A 21072-nucleotide genomic window follows, 5' to 3' on the forward strand; every position below is an offset into this window, starting at 1 on the left:
CTCGATGCCACGCCTTCAGCGTGGCAGGGTCAGGCTCAGGTTATCGATCAGTCGGGTGGGGCCCAGGCGTACCGCGGCCAGCAGGACGGCCTCGCGGGTAGTCGCCGAAACCGGGCCCAGGTCGGCGGCGCGCAGCTCCAGGTAGTCCGGGTCGAAGCCGGCTCCCTCCAGTCGGGAGAGACCGTCGTCTAGGGTTGCATCCATGTCGGCGCCATTCTCCAGTGCATCGCACAGCGTACACAGCGTGCGGTAGAGGGCCGGAGCGATGGCGCGCTGTGTCGCATCCAGGTAACCGTTACGCGAGGAGAGCGCCAGGCCGTCCTCGGCGCGCACGATGGGCACGCCCACGACCTCCACCGGCAGGTGCAGGTCGGCCACCAGGCGGCGGATCACCGCCAGTTGCTGGTAGTCCTTCTTGCCGAAGCAGGCCACATCGGGCTGGACCAGGTGGAAGAGCATGGTGACGACGGTGGCGACACCGTCGAAGTGGCCAGGCCGGTCGCCGCCGCATAGGCCCTCGCTGATCCCGGGCACGCAGACGCGGGTCTGGGCCTCGAGACCGCGGGGGTAGATGGTGGCGGCCTGTGGGGCGAACAGCAGTTGGCAGCCGGCATCCTGGAGCTTCTGCTGGTCTTCCGCGAGGGTGCGCGGGTAGGCATCGAGGTCCTCGCCGGGCCCGAACTGCATCGGGTTGACGAAGATGCTCGCCACCACCAGGTCGCCGCGCCGGCTGGCTTCCGCCACCAGGGCCAGGTGGCCCTCATGGAGGTTGCCCATGGTCGGGACCAGGGCAATGCGCAGGCCGCGGCGTCGGGCGTCGTCCAGGGCCTCGCGCAGGGGCGCAATCTCTTGCAGGGTGCGCATCGTGGCAAGCTCCTAGAAGCAGTGCGCTTCGGCCGGGAAGCGGCGGGCCTTGACGTCCTCGTGGTAGTGGCGAAAGGCGTCCTGGATATCATCGGCCTCGGGCATGAAGTTCTTGACGAAGCGCGGCGTTCGACCGTGGGTCACCCCCAGCACATCGTGCATCACGAGAATCTGGCCGTCGGTGTCGGGGCCGGCGCCGATACCGATCACCGGCACCTCCAGCGCCTCGCGCACCGCGCGACCCAGGCTTGCCGGCACGCACTCGAGCAGGATCACCGAGGCGCCGGCATCGACCAGGGTGCGGGCATCCTCGAGGATTCGCGTCGCCTGCTCGGCCTCGCGGCCCTGCACCTTGTAACCGCCCAGCTGGTAGACCGACTGGGGAGTCAGTCCCAGGTGGGCGCAGACCGGAACGCCTCGGCGGGTCAGCTCGCGGATGCCGTCCGCCATCCAGGCCTCGCCCTCGACCTTGATCAGTTCGGCACCTGAACGCATCAGCGCGCCGGCATCCTGCAGCAGGCGTTCGGTGCTGGAGTTGCTCATGAAGGGCAGGTCGACCATCAGCAGGCTATGGCTCTTGCCGCGAGCCACGCACCGGGTGTGGTAGCAGACCTCGTCCAGGGTGACCGGCAGGGTGCTGGCGTGTCCCTGCAGGACCATGCCCAGGGAGTCGCCCACCAGCAGCACCTCGATGCCCGCCTCGCCGGCTGCCCGCGCGAAGGAGGCATCGTAGGCGGTCAGGCAGCTGAAGGGCTCACCGGCGCGCTTGAAGGCCGAAAGCGTGCTCAGGGTGACGGTTTTCATGGCGTGCTCTCATTTTCTGGTCGTGGGAGGCCTCTGGCGGACCGTCCCAGGTCTAGCCCGCGATTGTTACCCGAATCATGCCAGGGTGTCGACAGGTAGCATTGCGGGGTGGTCTTCAGCCTGCCGGTAACACTGGATGCAGGCCGTCGGTATCGATTCCAGCCGCCAGTCGGATCAGCGTCTGACCCTCGAACTCCATGGCCGGGGCCAATTCGGCCAGTGGCACCAGCACGAAGGCGCGCCGGGCCATCTCCGGATGAGGAAGGGTCAGCCGCGGCAGGGTCAATCGGCAGTCATCGAACAGCAGCAGGTCCAGATCAAGTGTCCGAGGGCCCCAGTGCCGGCCGCGGACACGTCCATGACGTTGCTCGAGGGCCTGTAGCTGGTCGAGCAGGGCGAGCGGCGAGAGCCGGGTCATCAGGTGCGCCACGGCATTGATGTAGTCGGGCTGGTCGGCGGGTCCCACCGGGCGGCTGGCATAGAGTCGCGAGGCGTCTACCCGGCGCGTCAGGGGCAGTCGGTCGAGCTCCCCCAAGGCACGCTCGACATGCTCGCGTGGCCCCTCCAGGTTGCTGCCCAGGCCGATCCAGGCATGATGCCCCGGGTCATTCATGCGTCGCTTGCAGGGCCCCGCGGCTTCCTGCGGCGCCGGCGGCGCTTGCGCGGCTGACCGCTGCCTGCCGGGTCGGCATCGACCTTGCCCAGCAGACGACGCTGTTCGTGCTCGTCGGCCTTCTGGAAGGCGGTCCACCAGTCGCCCAGTCCCGGCGTGATCTCGCCGGCCCCTTCACGCAGCAGCAGGAAGTCATAGGCGGCCCGAAACCTTGGGTGCTCGCGGGTCTGGAAGACACGCTTGCCCCGGCGCAGCGGCAGCCGCTGCTGAAGGTCCCAGATGTCACGCATCGGCAGGCTGAAGCGCTTGGGAATCGAGATGTGCTGAAGCTGGCGCGAGACCACCTGCTGGGAGGCCGCCTGGAGGGCGGGGATGGGCGGCATGTCTTCGGCCTCCAGGATCGCCTGACGCTGCTGGACGGGAGCCCAGAGCAGGGCGGCGAACAGGAAGGCCGGCGTCACCGGTCGCTCCTCGCGGATCCGGCGGTCGGTGCTCTCCAGCGCCAGTTCGACCAGACGCTCGGCCCAGGGCAGTTCCTCCATGGCCTCATCGGCCTCGGGGAACAGCATCGCGAACAGGCCGTAATCGCGCAGCAGATGGAAGGTCTCGACCCCCTGGCCTGCCATGAACAGCTTGAGCACCTCGTCGAACAGCCGGGCCGGGGGAATCTGTAACAGCAGCGGCGCAGCGTCGTGGATAGGCGTCTCGGTGGCCCGATCGAGGTGGAAGTCGAGCTTGGCGGCGAAACGCACCGCGCGCAGCATTCTCACCGGATCCTCGCGGTAGCGAGTCGCCGGGTCGCCGATCAGCCTCAGGGTGCGGGCCTCGATGTCCTTCACGCCATCGGCGAAGTCGTGGATCGAGAAATCGGCGATATTGTAGTAGAGGGCATTGACCGTGAAGTCGCGGCGCAGGGCGTCTTCCTCGATGTCGCCCCACACATTATCGCGCAGCAGAAGGCCATCGTCCGACTGCTGGGAGATATGGTCGGCATGGTCGTCGTTCGGCTTGCCGCGGAACGTAGTGACCTCGATCACCTCGCGGCCGAAACGGACATGCACGATGCGGAATCGTCGGCCGATGATGCGCGAATTGCGAAACAGCTCGCGGATCTGTTCGGGCGTCGCATCGGTGGCGACATCGAAATCCTTGGGCATGTGGCCGAGCAGCGAGTCACGGATGCACCCGCCGACCAGGAAGGCCTGGAAGCCGGCATTGTGCAGGCGGTAGAGCACCTTGAGGGCGGCGTCACTGAAATGCTGACGCGATACAGGGTGTTCCTGGCGGGGAATGATGCGGGGCCCGGTGCTGCCGGCCGGCGCATCCTGAGGGCCGAACAGCGACTTGAGGCGCGGCCCCGGACTCTGCAGAAAGCGGGTAAAACCTTTGATCATGCGGCGATATCGACTCGCGGGACGCGGAAAAGCGTTGAGTGTAGCCGACCAGTGACACCTTGCAAAGCGCGTCACGCTGATGGGGGTTCCCTGGACGCAGAAAGGGGAGGCCCATGGCCTCCCCTGAAAAGCAGGATGCTGCATCCCTGCAGCTGATTCTTCTTCGTGATGGCGCATCGCCCTGAATACGCACCACAGTCACCAAGGAGTGTTCAGGCAAGCGGTGTTGTTATGTTTGTTGATGCTCCTGACGGCAACCGTCTCGTATTCAAAACAATAGTCCTACCACGACGGCATGGATGCATGCCTCCCCCCGGTTTGTTGGCATTGTTCCCGGGGGTGCACCTCGACGGCTCTTGTCATTATGGATTGGCCGTGTGTGGGTGCGTCGGGTCCTTATGGCTCCGGTGCTTCGAGAAGCTTGTTGTTGTTGAGACTCGAAGGCCTCGCGCCGCTGCTGTTCTTGTTGTCGGCAGGCGCCGAAGTCGTAGAAGGCCGGGTATCTTGTTGTTGTTGAAGGGCCTGGCCCTGTCATATCTTGCTGCCCCTTTATGTTGTTGTTGGCGGCGGCAGGTGACATCCGGGTTTGTTTTTCTTGCCCTAGAAGTAGCAGAAGGCGTGCCATGACCGAGAAAAAACAATAAAGACAACTGATTGTAGAGATGACGGGGTGATCGAGTCCTGGTGAGTCGGCGGAGTGTTACCCATCTGGCTCCGCGATGGGGCAGCAACTGTGTGGGAAGGTAACAGTTGGTGCAGGGGGCCAGGCGGAAGTGGAGCAAGCGCGCCCAAGGCATCGGTCGCGGGCGCTTGCACTATGGCCGTATGGTCAGGGGCCGTATGGTCAGGGGTCGTATGGCCAGAGGAGCATCATCCCGTGGTGCGGCGCGGGCTCTTCTTGCGCGGGATGCCCAGGCGCTGGCGCCGCTCCCACAGGCTCTTGCGACTGATCCCGAGTTTCTGGGCGAGTTCCGTCTCGCTCATCTGGTCCTGATGCTCCAGTACGAAGTGCTGGAAGTAGTCCTCCAGGGAGAGGTCCTCTCCGTCGCTCGCTTTTGGCTCCATGGCGGCGGGCAGGACTGAGCCTTCGATTGCGGGCTCGGCCAGTGGCCGGGGCCCCGAGGCCAGGCCCAGGTCGTCGGGATGGATCAGATGGCCTTCGGCGAGGATGACGCCTCGCTCCAGGGCGTTCTCCAGTTCACGCACGTTGCCGGGCCAGGGGTAGTCGCGGATGGTGCGAAGGGCGGCCCGTGAGAGCCGCAGCCCCTCACGTTCGTGGCGTCGACAGGCCTTCTCCAGCAGGACGTCGGCGATCTGCAGAATGTCGTCCTCGCGCTCCCGAAGCGGCGGCAAGTCGATCTGCATCACGTTGAGCCGATAGTAGAGATCGAGGCGGAACTCGCCGGTCCGCGACAGACCTTGCAGGTCGCGGTGGGTGGCGGCGATCAGGCGGACGTCCACATGGCGTGTCTCCACCGACCCGATCTTGCGGATCTCGCCCTCCTGCAGGACCCGCAGCAGGCGCGCCTGGGCGTCGAGGGGCAGTTCGCCGATCTCGTCGAGGAAGAGGGTTCCCCCGTCAGCGGCCTCGACCAGTCCGGTGCGCGCGGCGCTGGCTCCCGTGAAGGCGCCCTTCTCGTGGCCGAACAGCTCGGACTCGATCAGCGTCTCGGGGATGGCCGCGCAGTTGACGCAGATAAGCGGCGCCTTCGCGCGCCGGCTCTGCTGGTGCAGGGCTCGGGCCACCAGCTCCTTGCCCGTACCGGACTCGCCCTGGACCAGCACGGTGACATCGGCTGGTGCCGCCTTGCGGATGCGCGTATAGACCACCTGCATGTTGGGGCAGTTGCCGATCATGCTCTGGCGCGTTCCATCGGGCTCGCTGATGTCGGGCGGCTCGCCGTGCTGCATGGCCTGCTGGTGCAGCACCCTGGCCACGGTCTCGAGCAACTCGTCATGATCGAAGGGCTTGGCTACATAGTCCACCGCACCGAGCTTGAGGGCCTCCACGGCCGAGCGCATGCTCGCGTAGCTGGTCATGATCAGCACCGGTACGGGAGCGGCCCGGGCGATCAGGTAGGTGCCGGGCTCGCCGGGAAGGCGCAGGTCGCTGATCACCAGGTCGAAGCCCTGGGGCTCGAGCGACAGGGCCTCGGCCACCGAGCCAGCCTCGCTGACCCGGTGGTCATGGCGTTCCAGCAGCCGCTTCAGCGCGCTGCGGATGATGGCTTCGTCTTCAACGATCAGGATCCGGCTCATCGGTGGGGTCACCATGCTCTGGGTTGAGGGGCAGCCACAGGTTGATGCGGGTGCCCTTGGCCTGCCCTGGGGGCGGGGAGTCGATGTCGATCTGGCCACCATGCTCGGCAATGATGCTGTAGACCAGTGGCAGGCCGAGTCCCGTGCCCTCGCCGGGCGGCTTGGTGGTGGTGAAGGGCTCGAACAGGTGGTCGCGCACGCGTTCGTCGATGCCGTGGCCCTGGTCGGTGACGGTGATGTGCAGCCACTCGCCCTGCCGGCCGGCGTCGATGACGATCTCGCCGCCGGGGGTGCTGGCGTCCCGGGCGTTGCCGAGCAGGTTCACCAGTACCTGCAACAGCCGCTGGGCATCGCCATGGACCTCGAGCTCGGCGGGGCAGCGGTTATGGTAACGGATATCCTCCCCCGAGCGGGCGAGATGGATCAAGTTCAAGGCCTCATCGGTCACTTCGGCCAGCGATACCGGGGCGAAGGTTTGCCCCGCCACATGGCGTCCGCCGTGGGCGAAGCCCACCAGCGACTCGACGATGCGGGAGATTCGGTCGGTGAGCTGCTGGATCTGGGTGGCGGTCTCCTGCACCTCCGGGTCGTCAGTGTCGTAGCGCAGGTTCTGCGCCAGCGAGGAGATGCCGGTGACGGGGTTGCCGATCTCATGGGCCACTCCTGCCGCCAGCTGACCGATGGAGGCGAGCCGCGCGGCATGTACCAGCTCGTCCTCCAGCCACTTCATCTCGCTGTGGTCCTCGACCAGGACCACGGTGCCACCGCGCATGTTCTCATCGGGCTCCAGCTCGGCCTTGTGCAGGCTCAGGTAGTGGGTGGTGCCCTCCAGCATCACCGCCTGCTTGTAGAGGTGGTCGTGATGCTCGAGGAACATGCGACCCAGCAGGGAGCCCCAGGGGGCCGGGAGGTCGTCCCGGCGGGAACCGACCACGCTGGCTCCGTCGATGCCGGTGAGCTCGGCGAGAGCGTCGTTCCACATCAGCAGCTCGTCATCGACGCCGAAGGCGCACAGGCCCACCGGCAGCCGGGTGAGGATTCGCCGGTGGTAGCGGCGCAGGCCGTCGAGCTCTCGGGCCAGGCCGGTCAGACGGGTGCGGTATGCCTCCAGGCGACTCTCGACGAAGTGGATATCGTCGGTGGGCTCCAGGCCGCCGCGGCGATAGGGCAGATGGCGGTCGACGATGTCCTGGGCCACAGAGGGGCCCATCAAGCCGGACAGGTTGGCCTGGATGCGGTCGCGCAGGCGGCGCAGCGCGTAGGGGCGGCCATCCAGCGGCGAGAGGCCGAGGTCGGATAGCGCCCGGTCGACCTCACGCCCTGCGATCTCCTCGCCCAGGGCGCGAGCCAGATGGAACTTGAATTCCTCACCGTTACCGGCGACCAGTGGCAGGCGCTTTGGCCGGATCACGGCATCCACTGAGCAGGCCTCTGCCGCGGCGCGTTCACCGGCGGAGGTGGGCGTGACCAGGGAAATCAGGATGAAGGTCAGCATGTTGACCGTCAGCGATACCAGGGTCACCACGAACCAGTCCGGCTCGCCGGCCAGCGCCTCGAGGCCTGGCGGCAGCAGCACCATGGCAGGAAAGTCGCTCAGCAGGGGCACCCAGGTGCCGGCCAGCCACACCAGCACGCCCGCAAGGAGCCCGGTGACCATGCCCTTGCGGTTGGCACCGGGCCAGTAGAGCAGCGCCAGCATGCCCGGCAGGCACTGAGCCATGCCGATGAAGGCGGCCAGCCCCAGGGTTGTGAGGTCGTGGTTCATCCCCACCAGGCGATAGAAGAGCCAGCCGCCGAAGATGACCGCGCCGATCAGGGCGCGACGCAGCCACCGCAACCAGTGGTAGAGGTCCGGCTGGTCCACTGGGGTATGGGCCGCCAGCACCAGGTGGTTGAGGATCATTCCCGACAGTGCCAGGGAGATGATGATCATGGTGCCGCTGGTGGCCGCCAGGCCGGCGATGAATACCACGCCCTTCAGCCACAGCGATTCAGAGAGGCCGTAGGCCAGGTAGGCGCTCCCCAGTCCCCCGGTGTCGGCACCCAGGCGCTGGGCGGCCCACAGGATCAGCGGCACCGGCAGCGCCATCAGCAGCAGGAACAGCGGCAGTGACCAGGCGGCCTGGAGCAGGGTGCGCCGCGAGAGGGTCTCGGCGAAGGTGATGTGGAACATGTGAGGCATCAGGAAGGCCGCGGCGAAGAACAGCAGCAGCAGGGTGCGCCACTGAGCCGGATCCAGTTGTTCCACGCGCTCCTGGGCCAGGCGACCGGGACCCTCGAGCCATGCCTGCAGGTCTGCAGGGCCGTTGAAGACCACGAACAGCGCGAAGGCTCCCAGCACCAGCATGGCGACGAGCTTGACCAGCGATTCCAGGGCAATGGCGGCAAGCAGGGTGTCATGGCGGGCGTGGAGCCGGGTATGGCGGGCGCCGAAGAGGATGGCGAACAACGCGATCATCCCACAGAAGAGCAGTGCCAGGAGGGCCGGGGAGGCGGTGCCGGTCATCAGGAAGATGGTGTCACCCAGAGTCTGCACCTGGAGGGCCAGCAGCGGCAGCACGGCGAGCAGGCTGACCAGGGTGATCAGGGCGCCGACCCACCGCGAGCGGAAGCGGAAGGCGAAGAGGTCGGCCAGCGACGCGAGCTGGTAGGTGCGGGTCATGCGCTGGATCGGCACCAGCAGCACCGGGGCGAGCAGGAAGGCGCCGGCCACTCCCAGATAGTAGGTCAGATAGCCGTAGCCGGAATGGCTGGCCAGCTCCAGGCTGCCGTAGATCGCCCAGGCACTGGCATAGGTGCCCAGTGCCAGGGTGTAGACCACCGGATGTCGGGCGATCCGCGCGGGGATCCAGCCCCGCTCCACCGCCAGGGCGCAGAGGAACAGCAGCAGCAGGTAGCCGCTGCCGAGTGCCAGGATGCCGCCGAGGCTAGCGTTCATCGAGCTTCCTCTTCTGCTCCAGCCAGAGGGTCAGGGCGATCAGTACCGCCCAGATCACGAAGGGGCGATACCAGGCGATATCGGGGCTGGCCCAGCCGCTCATCAGCAGCGGCGAGAGCAGGTATCCGCCGAACACCAGCAAGAGCATGATGCGATAGACGTACACGACGGGCTCCTCTCAGGGGATGGTGGCGTTGGTCTGGCGATGGGCCTCGGCGCGCAGTCGGGCGATATCCCAGTGAGTGATGCCCCACTGCAGTTGCTCCGCCACCGGTGCCGTGGAAAGCCCCTCCGGGGGGGCCTGATCCAGCGCCGTCAGGGCTGCGTGCAGCAGCGGACGCACGGCCTGCTCCTCCTCGGGCAGGGCCGGTGCCAGGTTCTGCTTGGAGAGCTTCTGGCCATCGGGACCCAGGATCAGCGGCAGGTGCAGGTAGCGCGGCTCGGGATAGCCCAGGGCGTGCTGGAGCTGGCGCTGCCAGGGGGTGTTGTCGAGCAGGTCGAAGCCGCGGACCACGTCGCTGATGCCCTGGTCGGCGTCGTCCACCACCACGGCGAGCTGATAGGCCCAGAGCTCGTCCTTGCGCTTCAGCACCACGTCGCCGAGTGCGGCCGGGTCGAAGCGCTGCTCGCCGAACAGGCGATCCCGCCAGACGACCGGGCGAAGCCCCAGGTCGCTGCGCAGTCGCCAGGCCGCCGGCTTGCCGGGTTCGCTGATGCCGTGGCGGCACCAGCCGGGGTAGACGGGGTGGTCACGCCACTGCCTGCGCGAGCAGCTGCAGGGGTAGGCCAGGCCCAGGGTCTTCAGGCGCTCCAGCGCGTCGATATAGGCGTCATCATGGTCGTGCTGCCAGGTCACCGGGCCGTCCCAGTGCAGGCCGAAGGCCTCGAGCTGGCGCAGGATGGTGTCGGAGGCGCCGTCCGGGCAGCGCGGGGGGTCGATGTCCTCGATGCGCAGCAGCCATTTGCCACCCGCGCGGCGGGCATCGAGGAAACTCGCCAGGGCCGCCACCAGGGAGCCGAAGTGCAGGGGCCCAGAGGGGGTCGGCGCGAAGCGGCCGCTGTAGTCGCTCATCGGTGCCCTCCGCCTCGGGAGGCTGTCATGCAAACGGGCACCCTTGGGTGCCCGTCGCGGGGAGTGATCCGGCGCATCGGCACCGCCGTGTCAGCCGCCCAGCTGCTTTTCCTTGAGCTCGGCCAGGGTCTTGCAGTCCACGCACAGGGTGGCAGTGGGGCGTGCCTCGAGGCGGCGGATGCCTATCTCGACGCCGCAGGCCTCGCAGAAACCGTAATCATCGTCGTCGATCTTATCGAGGGTCTCGTTGATCTTCTTGAGGAGCTTGCGTTCGCGATCCCGGGTACGCAGCTCCAGGTTGAAGCCCTCTTCCTGGGTCGCGCGATCGGCCGGGTCGGCGTAGTTGTTGGCTTCTTCCTGCAGATGACGCACGGTGCGGTCGACCTCTTCCATGAGCTCCTGTTTCCAGCCCAGCAGGATCTTCCGGAAGTGCTCCAGCTGCTTCTCGTTCATGTACTCTTCACCCTGCGCCGGCTCGTACGGGGTGAATTTCTTGGGAGCATCCATCTTCTTTGCTGCTACTGGCATGGGACTGCCTCGTTACTTGAGTGACTACTGATCAATACCCGTGGTGTGCACGGTATCTTACGCCAAAGGGGTGCTTGTTTATCGGAAAAAGGCGAATGTTGCAACCTCTTCCGTCGACAGGACTGCGACGGCTCGCCAAAAGTCGTAACATGCCGAATTCGACCACCGGCCGCCGGATACAGATGTCCCCTTCTGCCCGGCGAGACGAGAGGAGCCGAGCATGTCCTGGAATTCCCGCGTGGCGCGCGTCGCCCCCTTCCGGGTGATGAGCCTGCTGGAGACCGCCCAGGCCCGGGAGGCCGCGGGCCACGATGTCATCCACCTGGAGGTCGGCGAGCCGGATTTCGCCACCCCCGAGCCGGTCGTGGCGGCCGGCCACGCAGCCCTGTCGGCCGGCCATACCCGCTACACTCCGGCGGCCGGCCTGCCCGCGTTGCGTGAGGCCATCGCCGGACACTATGCCGAGCACTTCGGTGCCACGGTAGACCCGGCACGTATCCTGGTCACTCCCGGGGCCTCCGGGGCGCTGCTGCTGGCCAGCCAGCTGCTGGCGGGCCCCGGTGACCGGGTGCTGATGGCCGATCCGAACTACCCCTGCAACCGCCACTTCATGGCCCTGGCGGGTGCCGAGGTTGAGGCCGTGCCGGTGGGGGCGCGCAGTGGCTGGCAGCTGGATGCCGACCTGGTGGCGCGCCACTGGCGCGACGACACCCGCCTGGCCATGCTGGCCACGCCCTCGAACCCCACCGGCCATATGCTCGACGCGGGGCAGCTCGCGGCGGTGGCCGATACCGTGAAGGCCCGCGGCGGCGAGCTCCTGGTGGACGAGATCTACCAAGGGCTCTGCTACGACCTCGAGCCGCTATCGGTGGCCTCGATCACCCCGGACGCCTTCGTGGTCAACAGCTTCTCGAAGTACTTTGGCATGACAGGATGGCGCCTGGGCTGGTTGCTGGCCCCCGAGGCGGCGGTGGAGCCGCTCACCCGGCTGGCCCAGAACGTCTTCCTGGCGGCGTCCACCCCGGCCCAGCATGCCGCCCTGGCCGCCTTCACGCCCGAATGCCGCGAGGTGCTCGAGGCCCGCCGCCTCGAGCTCGGCAGGCGTCGCGATGCCCTGCTGGCGGGCCTGTCGCGGCTGGGGCTGGCGCCCGAGCTGCCGCCCCAGGGGGCCTTCTACCTGTGGCTAGACGTCTCGCGCGTCAGCCGCGACAGCGAGACGTTCTGCCGCGAGCTGCTCGAGGAGGAAAATGTTGCCATCACCCCGGGCACCGATTTCGCCCTCACGGATGGCGAGCATCACGTGCGCATCGCCTTCACCACCGGCGAAGCGCGGCTCGAGGAGGCGGTGAGCCGTCTCGAACGCTTCCTGGCGCGTCGCTGATGCAGTACCCGACCCTGGTGCCCGGTACCCTGCTGCGCCGCTACAAGCGATTCCTGGCCGACGTGCGCCTCGACGATGGCCGCGAGGTGGTGGCCCACTGCCCCAACACCGGCTCGATGCGGGCGGTGAACCTGCCAGGCTGCCGGGTATGGCTGGCCGCGAGCGACAATCCGGCACGCAAGCTGGCCTGGACCTGGGAACTGATCGAGCTCCCGCAGCCCGATGGCTCGCTGGCGGCGGCTTCTGTGCATACCGGGCGGGCCAACCGTATCGTCGAGGAGGCGCTGTGCGAGGGGCGAGTGGAGGAGCTGACGGGCTACGCGGCGCTCAGGCGCGAGGCGCGGGTCGAGGCGCAGGTCGATGGAAAGGGCCTCGCACGAACACGGCTGGACTTTCTCCTCGAGGATCCTCGGCACGGTTCTGCCTTCGTCGAGGTCAAGCAGGTGACATTGCAGGAGGCCGATGGTCATGGTTACTTCCCCGACGCGGTTAGCGAGCGGGGGCGGCGCCACCTTGAGGCACTGGCGGCGCTGGCGGCCCAGGGACATCGGGCCGTGCTGCTCTTCTGCGTGGCCCACGAGGGCATCGACGACGTGGCGCCGGCGGCCCACCTGGATCCCGCCTACGCCGTGGCCCTGCGAGAGGTGTCCGCTCGCGGCGTGGAGGTGCTGGCGCGGCGCTGCGAGCTCATCCGCGAGGGGGAGTTGCCGGTCGAGATCCGTCTGGGGAGCAGGCTGCCTGTCTCACTCACCCGCGAGGTGAGCCAGGCCGAGGTCCTCGATTGAGACGGGAGGCTCACGAAGGGACAGGGCAGCGAGGCTCGAGGCTTCAGTGACATATGTATTCGGTGATGCATGTATCAGTGATCCATGTAGAAACGCTGAATGAAGCTCACCTCGGCGGGCTCGGCATTGCGGTCATAGCGCACGCGAAGGTCGAAACGCATCGGCTCGTCCTCGCGGATGCGGAAGACTGCAACCTGGGTCGGTGTGTCGTCGATGCGCAGGCTGCGGAAGGCCAGCGGACTGCTGTCGTCCCCTTCGAGACCGCTGCTGCTTCCATCGACCGATGCCGTAACGGGGCGGGTCGAGCCATCCTCGAGCTGCTCCATCACGCTGACATTGAGCAGCGCCATGATCTGGCTTCGCTGGATGCCGTGCTCACGGGCCACGGCCTCCGGCAGGAAACTGGTGCTCACGGCGCTGTAATGGATCTGGTAGTCCCCCACCTGCTCGAACTGCTGGGCCTGGGCAGGCAGGGTCGCCAGCAGCATCAGGCTCATCAACAGGGCTGCCAGTCTGTGTCGCATCATGATCTGTTCTCCCTCTGGGTATCTGGTCAGGGGCCCCTCCGGGATCACGGCCGACGGGTGACCCGGAAGATGGCCGTCTCGCCGAACAGGTCGGGTCACCACCGCGAGGTCCAGTGGCCTTCGTGGTCGCCGACGTCCACCACCCGGTCGACCATGCTCAGACCCTTGTCCAGGCACAGGCGTTCAACTTCTTTGAAGGCAGGTCGCTGAAGCCAGGTCGTTGAAGGTCGATGGGTTGAGGAATCGGCCTTAACGCCTAGACGATCCGAGTCTGCGAGGTAGGATCACAGGAATTTCGTGGCGTACCAGTCAGACTATGATCCGCATTCCCCTGTCCTGAAAGGGGTGTAAAACAGCATCGGAGACGGATCTGTCGGTGACCAGAATATCGATCTGCCCCGGATCGCAATACTTCACGCGGCTTATTTTCCCCAGCTTTGTGTGATCGACCAGCAGCACGCTTTCGGTGGCTTGTTCCATCATGGCGCCCGCCACGGTCGCCTCGTGCAAGTCGAAGTCGAAAGCGCCCTTTTCACTGTCCAACGCAACCGGTGCCACAAAGGTCAGATCAACGTGAAAACGTCGGATTTCCGTAAGAGTGAGTTCACCATAGGTAGCGGGAACATCGCTGATGATGCTGCCGCCCAGTAGTAAGAGTTCGATTTTCGTACCGGCACCTTGAAGCGTGGTGGCGATATCAATCGAGTTGGTAATGACCGTGATGCCGCTGAGTTTCGCGAGTTCGTGCGCGAACACCGAAGTGGTCGTTCCGGCATCCACGAGAATGGTCTGCCCCGGCAGCACAAGGCCGGCGGCCTTGCGAGCGATTTCACGCTTTGCCCTGATCTGTTTGTCCTGGCGCTTGCGGAAGGGTGCTTCGGTTCGCGCCTGTGACAGCAATGCACCGCCATGGACCCGGGTAATCAGCCCATCCGCCTCGATATCGACGAGATCACGCCGCACGGTTTCCCGCGACACACCAAGCATGTTTGCGAGATCATTCGCGCTGACCTTTCCCTTGGTTTCCAGAACATTCAGGATGCGCTTGTGCCGTTCCCTGGACCACATATGATGATCTAACCTGCTGTATCAAATGGTTTTCTGCGTCGATAATAGGCCAGTATTCCCTTCATGCCCAGCAATGCTGCCATGACGACAGCCATTAGGCAGGTAGAGAAAGCAGCAGCCTGAGAGGTGAGCCCTGCATCGTCGAGCCGCATGATGGTAACGGCGGCAACGTTGAGTTGCGGGGTGGTGAGAAACACGACAGCCGAGAGCGTGACCATTGAGCGCATGAATATGAAAAAGAAGACCGAGATCAGCATCGGCGCGATGAAAGGCGCGATCACGTTGATGGCAATGCGCCCCATTCCCGCCCCCAGGCTGCTGGCCGCTTCCTCATAGGCGCCGGGGAGTTGTCGAAAGCCGGTCATCGTCGTCAGGAAAGCCTGTGTATGATAATGGTAGAAGTTCACGATGGCGATTAGCGCGGCTGTGCCATAGAGCAGGTAGAGTGGCGTTGCCGTGGAATTGAAGGTGAGAATATAGGCCAGACCCAGCACCATGCCGGGCACGGCGGCCGGCATGGCCGCCAACACCTGCAAGGGGCCCGCGACCCTGTCGGCGATGCGGCGCATCCCCAGGCCGAGAAGGAACACGGCCAGTGTCCCTCCGGTCGCCGCCATCACGGAAATGACAATGGTGATCCAGAGCGATGAATATCCTCCCGCGAGGGTGATGTCGTAGTGCCGCAGGCTAAGGGAGTAATTGTAGGGCCACAGATGCACGAAGCTGGCGAAAATGACGACGCCGAGGATCGCCACGATTGCAGTACATACCGCGAAGCAAAGTCCAGCCATGGGAAGATCGCGAAGCGGCCTGAAGCTCGGTACGAAAGGCTGCGTATCCCCTGCTTTCGTGCTCTGTTGGCGCTTCATTGCCTGGCGCTCAATGTAGTAGGCCGCGACGGTAGGCAACAAGAGCATGATCCCCACGACCGCACCCATGTTGAAATTGCGCTGTCCGATAACCTGTGCATAGATTTCGGTGGCAAGGACCGAATAGTCCCCGCCGATCACCGCGGCATTGCCGAAATCGGTAATGGTGATGATGAACACAACGAAAGCAGCATTCAACACGCCGAACCGTGAAGCCGGCAGCGTCAGATCCCGGAATTGCTGCAATGGCGTCGCGCCTGTCACCTCTGCGGCCTCATAAACGCGTGCATCAAGCAATACCAGCGACGCACCGATGATCATGACGGCCTGTGGCAGGGCATACAGGGTATTGGCGATCATCAGCCCCCAGAACCCGTAGATGTCCAGTTCCAGTCCAAGAAAGCGATTGACCAGTCCATTGCGTCCCAGAAGAAAGATCAGGCCGAGCGCCTGAACCAGCGACGGTGCCAGAAGCGGCAGGACGATGGCGCCCCTGATCAGCCACTTTCCCCGGAATGAACAGCGATGCAATCCGTGTGCGATGATAAAGCCCAGGGCCACACTGATCACCGTGGTCGAGAGTCCCATCACCATGGAGTGGCGGGTGGCGCGCCAGAAACCGGCGGAATTCAGAACCTCGGAATAGTTTCCCAAGGTATAGGCGCCATCGAGGTCCGTAATCGATTTAACGAACACGATAAGCATCGGATAGACGAAGAAGAGTATTAGACCGAGCGTAGGCAGGCCCACGCAGATCCATGTCAGCACCCGGTCGCCATCAAGGCGCCGGGCAGCTCCGCTCCTAGCGGTGATGGCGTTGCGCGCGATCATGACGCCGCCTCGCTGACATCGTCGGCGACCCATGTACACATCTCGCGCGGTATGGATAGGTCCACCGTCTCGCCCTCGCGATAGCTCTCCCCTCCATGGGTTTCGACGGTCAGCAAACCGAGAGGATCGTCAACTTCGACACGACACATGTTGCCCAGGAAGATGACCGAACGCACGGTCGCCCGCCCATTGGTATCAGGCCTCAGAATGATGTGCTCAGGACGGATGCAGGCGACATAGGCGGCATCCGCTCCCTCGGGGCGAGTTTCCAGCAGATCCGGTTGAACCTCGCGCGCCCGCGCGGTTTCGATAAGATTGCTTGTACCGATGAAATCCGCCACGAAGCGAGTGGCGGGCCGGTTGTAGAGGTCCTCGGGGCTGCCTGTCTGGACTACCGTGCCCTGGTTCATGCAGATGATCTTGTCGGCAAGCGCCAGCGCTTCTTCCTGATCATGGGTGACCATTAGGGTGGGAATGCCCAGTTGGCGCTGCAAATGCGAAATTTCGCTGCGCAGCTCGCCACGCACCTTGGCATCGAGCGCCGACAGCGGCTCATCGAGGAGCAAGACGCGCGGCTCCACGGCGATGGCTCTTGCCAGTGCGATGCGTTGTTGTTGTCCTCCCGAGAGCTGTCCGGGAAACTTGTCGGCAGCCTGCGGCAACTTGATGAGCTCCAGAAGCTCCGCAACCCGCGCGGCGATGTCGGCTGCCGGTGTGTTGCGGATTTTCAGGCCATAACCGATATTTTCCGCGATCGTCATGTTCGGGAACAGCGAATAGGATTGGAACACGATGCCGAACCCCCGCTTGCGCGCGGGGGTTCGCGACAGGTCTTCCTCTTCCAGGCGAATAGCTCCCTCGTCCAATTCGGCCAATCCGGCGATCAGTCGTAATAGCGTTGTCTTTCCACACCCGCTGGGCCCGAGCAGGCATACGAATTCGCCACTCGCAATGGAAATCGAAACATTGTCCAACGCAGTGAAACCACCGAATTTCTTGGTAACGTTTCGGGCTGTAAGATACATGTTTGGGGTTTCTCTTTTTCGAGGTCGCAGTGGCTGGTGCCCATACTGGCACCAGCCACGCTAGGCATGGATCCTCGCAAGATCACCTTGCACCACGCATCCGGGTTAGCGCCCGAATTTTTCCTTCCATGTCTTCTTGATCGCCGTCTGTCGATCGGCAGAGGCGGCAAAGTCGACATCGGCAAGGATGTCACCAATGTCGTCGGGCATCCCCATCTCGGGGGTCGCGGCCTTGCTCTTGACGCCCGGGATAGTGATCAGTGCCTTGTATTCGCTGTACAGGTCGGTGGCCTCTTCCGACAAGGTCCAGTCGAGGAATTTCTGGGCATCGGCCTTGTTGTCACTGCTGGCCATCAGGCCGGAGGCTTCCAGCTCGTAGCCGACGCCGCCTTCGGGAAATACCATGGCGAGAGGATACCCTTCCTCGATGGATTGCATCGCGGTGAAGGCCAGCGAGATGCCGACGGTGTACTCACCCACGCGTGCCGACTTGCACGGCTTCGACCCCGAGGAGGTATATTGCGCCATGTTGGGATCCACGGCCTCGAGCTGCGCCCAACCGGCCTCATCGCCCATGGATTGCAGGACGGCGTTGACGTGCAGGTAGCCCGTGCCTGATGAGTTCGGATCAGGCATCAGAATTTCGTCCTTGAAGGCAGGGTCTTCCAGATCCTTCCAACTGGTAGGCATCGTCAGCCCTTTTTCCTCAAGGCGCGCGGTGTTCACGCAGAACGCCCCCATGTAACCGATGGGCGCAAACCATCGATCCTGCGGGTCGCGGAACGCATCGCCAAGCACCTCGACCCCCTTGGTCTTGTAGGATTCGAGCATGTCCAGGATGCGCGGGTCCATCATCGCGGTCACGGCCCAGCCCCAGATGACATCGGCTTGGGGGTTGTCGGCCTCGGCCAGGATGCGCGCGCCCAGCTTGCCGGTAGATAACCGCAGCACGTTGAGTTCGACATCCGGCAACGCTTTCTCCGCGGCGGCCACATACCCCGCAACTTCTTCTTCCTCCAGCGCGGTGTAAATCGTTAGCGACCCAGCCGATGCGGTGGTCGCCGCGCCCATGACAAGGGTCGACAGCCCAATGTTGTAGATCCAGTTTTTCATCATTCCCTCTCCATTTGTTCTTGTGTCCGATATGCCATCCCTGCGCCGAAACCATCATCTTGGCCCCGGCAGACAGACGGCCCAATGTCGTGTCTTGGTTTTGCTTGCCCTCCTCGCTGCCCGAAGCGGCAAAGCGATTTGGGTATATTTATGTAGTCTTGCGTTTTTTTGCGTTTTGTCTACTGTTTTTTTAAACGGGGCAGATGAAGTCCGAGGTGAGGAAGAGCCATGAAGCCAAGTACAGAGCAGACGGAATCCGGTGGTTTGGCAAGTTTCGCGTGCGAGCTCGCCGATCTGGCGCGCCCCATGGCAATGGAGTATTTCCGACGGAATATCCCAGTGGAACAGAAGGCGGACCTGTCGCCGGTAACGCATGCCGACAGATCCATCGAAGCATCAATGCGGGCCTTGATCGAGAAGACCTATCCCGGCCACGGGATCTTTGGTGAAGAGCATGGCGCAAGCCATCTGGACAGTAAGCATGTCTGGGTTCTCGACCCGATCGACGGCACGAAGTCCTTTGTCACCGGCATGCCCATCTTCGGCACCCTGATCGCTTTGCTCGAAGACGGACGCCCTGTCCTGGGTGTGATCTCGATCCCGCCCACGGGAGAGCTATGGATCGGTCGAGACGGTCAAGCGACCCAGTTCAACAGGGTCGCCTGCCACACCAGCACCTGCACGGGGCTGGCCGATGCGCTGGCCTACACCACCTCACCCGACAATTTCGATGCAGCCGGTCTGAAGGTGTTCGACCGCGTCAGCAGCCTCTCTGCCATGCGACGCTATGGTGGGGATTGCTATTGTTACGGACTGCTGGCTTCGGGCCACATCGACGTCGTAATGGAAATGAACCTGCAGCCCTACGACTTCATGGCGTTGGTGCCCGTCATCGAGGGCGCGGGTGGCGTCATTACCGATTGGCAGGGACAGCGTCTGCATCTCGGCTCGGACGGCTACGTGGTGGCGACCTCGACGCCAGAGCTTCATGCGGAGGTTCTCGAGACGATAGGCGCGTAGGCGCAGGGTGTGTGCACCACACGCCGCAAGTGAGGTCTGGTCTGTCCCGTCACCGTGACGGGTGTTCTACCTTGCCCCGGCCAGGGTACTGCTCTTGCTTCGATCGAGCCCGCTGCTGCTTCCATCGGCCGATGTCGCGACGGGGCGGTTCATTAACCAGAGCTGCGGCATCATCGCCTGTTCTCCCTCTGGGAATCTCGTCAGAGGCCCTTCCGGGATCACGGCCGACGGGCGACCCGGAAGATGGCGATCTCGCCGAACAGGTTGGGCCACCACCGCGAGGTCCAGTGGCCCTCGTGGTCGCCGATGCCCACCGCCCGGTCGACAATGCTCAGACCCTTGTCGCGGCACAGGCGTTCAAAGTCGTTGAAGGTCGACAGGTGGATGTTGGGCGTGTCGTACCAGGCGTGAGGCAGCGATCGGGAGACCGGCATGTAGCCCTTGAAGCCCAGGTAGGCGCGATGGCGCCAGTAGGCGAAATTGGGGAAAGTGATGATGCACTCGCCGGCGACGCGGAGCATTTCGTCGAGCATCAGGTCGGGGCGGCGCAGCGCCTGCAGTGCCTGGGTCATGACCACCAGGTCGCAGGCGTCGTCCTCGAAGTTGGCCAGCCCCTCGTCGAGGTTCTGCTCGATGACGTTGACGCCCTTCGCCAGGCAGGCGGTGATGCCGTCCGGATCTATCTCCAGGCCATAGCCGGTGACTCGCTTGTCTCGGGCCAGCGTCGCCAGTAGCGTGCCCTCGCCGCAGCCGAGGTCCAGCACCCGGGCGCCTTCGGGGATCCACTCGTGAATCAGCGTGAGGTCGGCACGCATCATGATTGACCCTCCAGGCCGAGGTCCCCGGCCACGCGGTTCATGAAGGCGGCGAACACCGCCTGATAGCGGGGCTCGGGCATCAGGAAGGCATCGTGGCCGTGGGACGAGTCGATGTTGACGTAGCTGACCGACTTGTCGGCGCGCACCAGGGCATTGACCAGCTCCTTGGAGCGCGGCGGCGGGAAGCGCCAGTCGGTGGTGAAGCTGACCACCAGGAACGGGCAGGCCGCCGGGGCGAGTGCCCGGGCCAGGTCGCCGTCATGGGCCGCGGCCGGGTCGAAGTAGTCCAGGGCCTTGGTCATCAGCAGGTAGGTATTGGCATCGAAGGAGGTGGAGAAGGTGTCACCCTGGTAGCGCAGGTAGGACTCCACCTGGAACTCCACGTCGAAGCCGAAGTTGAGGTCGGTCGTGCGCAGGTCGCGGCCGAACTTGCTGCCCATGGCATCTTCGGACAGGTAGGTGATATGGCCCACCATGCGGGCGAGCTTGAGCCCGCGGCGCGGCGCCGTGCCGTGATCCGCGTACCAGCCGTCGTGGAAGTCGGGGTCGGAGCGGATCGCCTGGCGGGCCACCTCGTTGAAGGCGATGTTCTGGGCCGACAGCTTCGGCGTCGCCGCGATGACCACGGCATGGGCGATGCGCTCGGGGTAGGCGAGGGTCCACTGCAGCACCTGCATGCCGCCCAGGCTCCCGCCGATCACCGCGGCGAAGCACTCGATGTCCAGCCGGTCGGCCAGTCGCGCCTGGCTGTGTACCCAGTCGCTCACCGTCATGATCGGGAAGTCCGGCCCCCACCGGCGCCCCGTCTCCGGGTTCTCGCTGGTGGGGCCGGTGCTGCCGTGGCAGCCGCCGAGGTTGTTCACCGAGACCACGAAGAAGCGGTCGGTATCGATCGACTTGCCGGGGCCGATGTGCGAGTCCCACCAGCCGGGCTTACGCTCGTCCGGCGAGTGGAAGCCCGCGGCATGGTGGTTACCGGATAGGGCATGGCAGATCAGGATGGCATTGGAACGCTCTGCATTGAGGGTGCCGTAGGTCTCATAGACCAGGTCATAGGTAGGCAGCGTCCTGCCGCAGGCCAGGACCAGGGGGTCGTCGAAGTGCGCCGTCTCGGGCGTCACCAGGCCGACCGAATCGTGGGGAAACTCGGGCATCGGTCTGTC

19 protein-coding genes are annotated in these 21072 nt (G+C 64.7%); 3 read left to right on the plus strand and 16 right to left on the minus strand.

Annotation, left to right across the window (positions count from 1 at the left end; genetic code table 11):
* Positions 1–15: 15 nt before the first annotated feature.
* The 9 genes from panC to dksA all read right to left on the minus strand — a co-directional run bounded on the left by panC (position 16) and on the right by dksA (position 10472).
* Positions 16–864, minus strand: a complete 849-nt coding sequence (gene panC / locus ABE960_RS11050; RefSeq protein WP_349762321.1) for a pantoate--beta-alanine ligase — start codon at positions 862–864, stop codon at positions 16–18.
* Positions 865–876: 12 nt separating this feature from the next.
* Positions 877–1668: a 3-methyl-2-oxobutanoate hydroxymethyltransferase gene (gene panB, locus ABE960_RS11055; RefSeq protein WP_349762322.1), complete on the minus strand. Its 792-nt coding sequence runs from the start codon at positions 1666–1668 to the stop codon at positions 877–879.
* A 115-nt stretch (positions 1669–1783) separates the two neighbouring features.
* Positions 1784–2281, minus strand: a complete 498-nt coding sequence (gene folK / locus ABE960_RS11060; protein WP_349762323.1) for a 2-amino-4-hydroxy-6-hydroxymethyldihydropteridine diphosphokinase — start codon at positions 2279–2281, stop codon at positions 1784–1786.
* A complete protein-coding gene (pcnB, locus tag ABE960_RS11065) occupies positions 2278–3675 on the minus strand; it encodes a polynucleotide adenylyltransferase PcnB (protein ID WP_349762325.1) in 1398 nt (465 codons plus the stop codon). The genes folK and pcnB overlap by 4 nt, the downstream gene beginning before the upstream one ends.
* A gap of 870 nt (positions 3676–4545) precedes the next feature.
* Positions 4546–5934, minus strand: coding sequence for a sigma-54-dependent transcriptional regulator (locus tag ABE960_RS11070; RefSeq protein WP_349762326.1), 1389 nt, complete (start codon positions 5932–5934; stop codon positions 4546–4548).
* Entirely contained in the window at positions 5912–8872 is a 2961-nt protein-coding gene (locus ABE960_RS11075) for an ATP-binding protein (RefSeq protein ID WP_349762327.1), read from the minus strand. The genes ABE960_RS11070 and ABE960_RS11075 overlap by 23 nt, the downstream gene beginning before the upstream one ends.
* Positions 8862–9038: a hypothetical protein gene (locus ABE960_RS11080; protein WP_349762328.1), complete on the minus strand. Its 177-nt coding sequence runs from the start codon at positions 9036–9038 to the stop codon at positions 8862–8864. Before ABE960_RS11080 ends, ABE960_RS11075 begins: the two co-directional genes overlap by 11 nt.
* 12 nt (positions 9039–9050) lie before the next feature.
* Entirely contained in the window at positions 9051–9944 is an 894-nt protein-coding gene (gene gluQRS / locus ABE960_RS11085) for a tRNA glutamyl-Q(34) synthetase GluQRS (protein WP_349762329.1), read from the minus strand.
* 90 nt (positions 9945–10034) lie between these two features.
* Positions 10035–10472: an RNA polymerase-binding protein DksA gene (gene dksA / locus ABE960_RS11090; protein WP_349762330.1), complete on the minus strand. Its 438-nt coding sequence runs from the start codon at positions 10470–10472 to the stop codon at positions 10035–10037.
* Between the two features lie 220 nt (positions 10473–10692).
* On the opposite strand from dksA, the gene ABE960_RS11095 reads away from it, so the two are divergent.
* Positions 10693–11853, plus strand: a complete 1161-nt coding sequence (locus tag ABE960_RS11095) for a pyridoxal phosphate-dependent aminotransferase (RefSeq protein ID WP_349762331.1) — start codon at positions 10693–10695, stop codon at positions 11851–11853.
* A complete protein-coding gene (sfsA, locus tag ABE960_RS11100) occupies positions 11853–12638 on the plus strand; it encodes a DNA/RNA nuclease SfsA (protein WP_349762332.1) in 786 nt (261 codons plus the stop codon). Before ABE960_RS11095 ends, sfsA begins: the two co-directional genes overlap by 1 nt.
* A 74-nt stretch (positions 12639–12712) precedes the next feature.
* On the opposite strand, the gene ABE960_RS11105 is transcribed toward sfsA, so the two are convergent.
* From ABE960_RS11105 to ABE960_RS11125, 5 genes are all read right to left on the minus strand, one after another.
* Positions 12713–13165, minus strand: coding sequence for a DUF4426 domain-containing protein (locus tag ABE960_RS11105; protein ID WP_349762333.1), 453 nt, complete (start codon positions 13163–13165; stop codon positions 12713–12715).
* Between the two features lie 309 nt (positions 13166–13474).
* A complete protein-coding gene (locus tag ABE960_RS11110; RefSeq protein ID WP_349762334.1) occupies positions 13475–14233 on the minus strand; it encodes a DeoR/GlpR family DNA-binding transcription regulator in 759 nt (252 codons plus the stop codon).
* 8 nt (positions 14234–14241) lie between these two features.
* The gene (locus ABE960_RS11115; protein ID WP_349762335.1) at positions 14242–15933 is read right to left on the minus strand and encodes an ABC transporter permease subunit; all 1692 of its coding nucleotides are present in this window, start codon (positions 15931–15933) and stop codon (positions 14242–14244) included.
* Positions 15930–16958: an ABC transporter ATP-binding protein gene (locus tag ABE960_RS11120; RefSeq protein ID WP_349762336.1), complete on the minus strand. Its 1029-nt coding sequence runs from the start codon at positions 16956–16958 to the stop codon at positions 15930–15932. The genes ABE960_RS11115 and ABE960_RS11120 overlap by 4 nt, the downstream gene beginning before the upstream one ends.
* 105 nt (positions 16959–17063) lie before the next feature.
* The gene (locus tag ABE960_RS11125; protein ID WP_349762337.1) at positions 17064–18071 is read right to left on the minus strand and encodes an ABC transporter substrate-binding protein; all 1008 of its coding nucleotides are present in this window, start codon (positions 18069–18071) and stop codon (positions 17064–17066) included.
* Between the two features lie 228 nt (positions 18072–18299).
* Here ABE960_RS11125 and hisN point away from each other — a divergent pair, with 228 nt between their 5' ends.
* The gene (hisN, locus tag ABE960_RS11130) at positions 18300–19091 is read left to right on the plus strand and encodes a histidinol-phosphatase (protein WP_349762338.1); all 792 of its coding nucleotides are present in this window, start codon (positions 18300–18302) and stop codon (positions 19089–19091) included.
* Positions 19092–19309: 218 nt separating this feature from the next.
* Here hisN and metW read toward each other — a convergent pair whose 3' ends face one another.
* Together metW and metX are read right to left on the minus strand one after the other, a co-directional pair.
* A complete protein-coding gene (gene metW, locus ABE960_RS11135) occupies positions 19310–19906 on the minus strand; it encodes a methionine biosynthesis protein MetW (protein WP_349762360.1) in 597 nt (198 codons plus the stop codon).
* Complete coding sequence (gene metX / locus ABE960_RS11140; protein ID WP_349762339.1) at positions 19906–21063, minus strand: homoserine O-succinyltransferase MetX; 1158 nt, start codon at positions 21061–21063, stop codon at positions 19906–19908. The genes metW and metX overlap by 1 nt, the downstream gene beginning before the upstream one ends.
* Between the last annotated feature and the right edge of the window lie 9 nt (positions 21064–21072).

This window comes from Halomonas aquatica (assembly GCF_040196335.1).
GTDB lineage: Bacteria > Pseudomonadota > Gammaproteobacteria > Pseudomonadales > Halomonadaceae > Halomonas > Halomonas aquatica.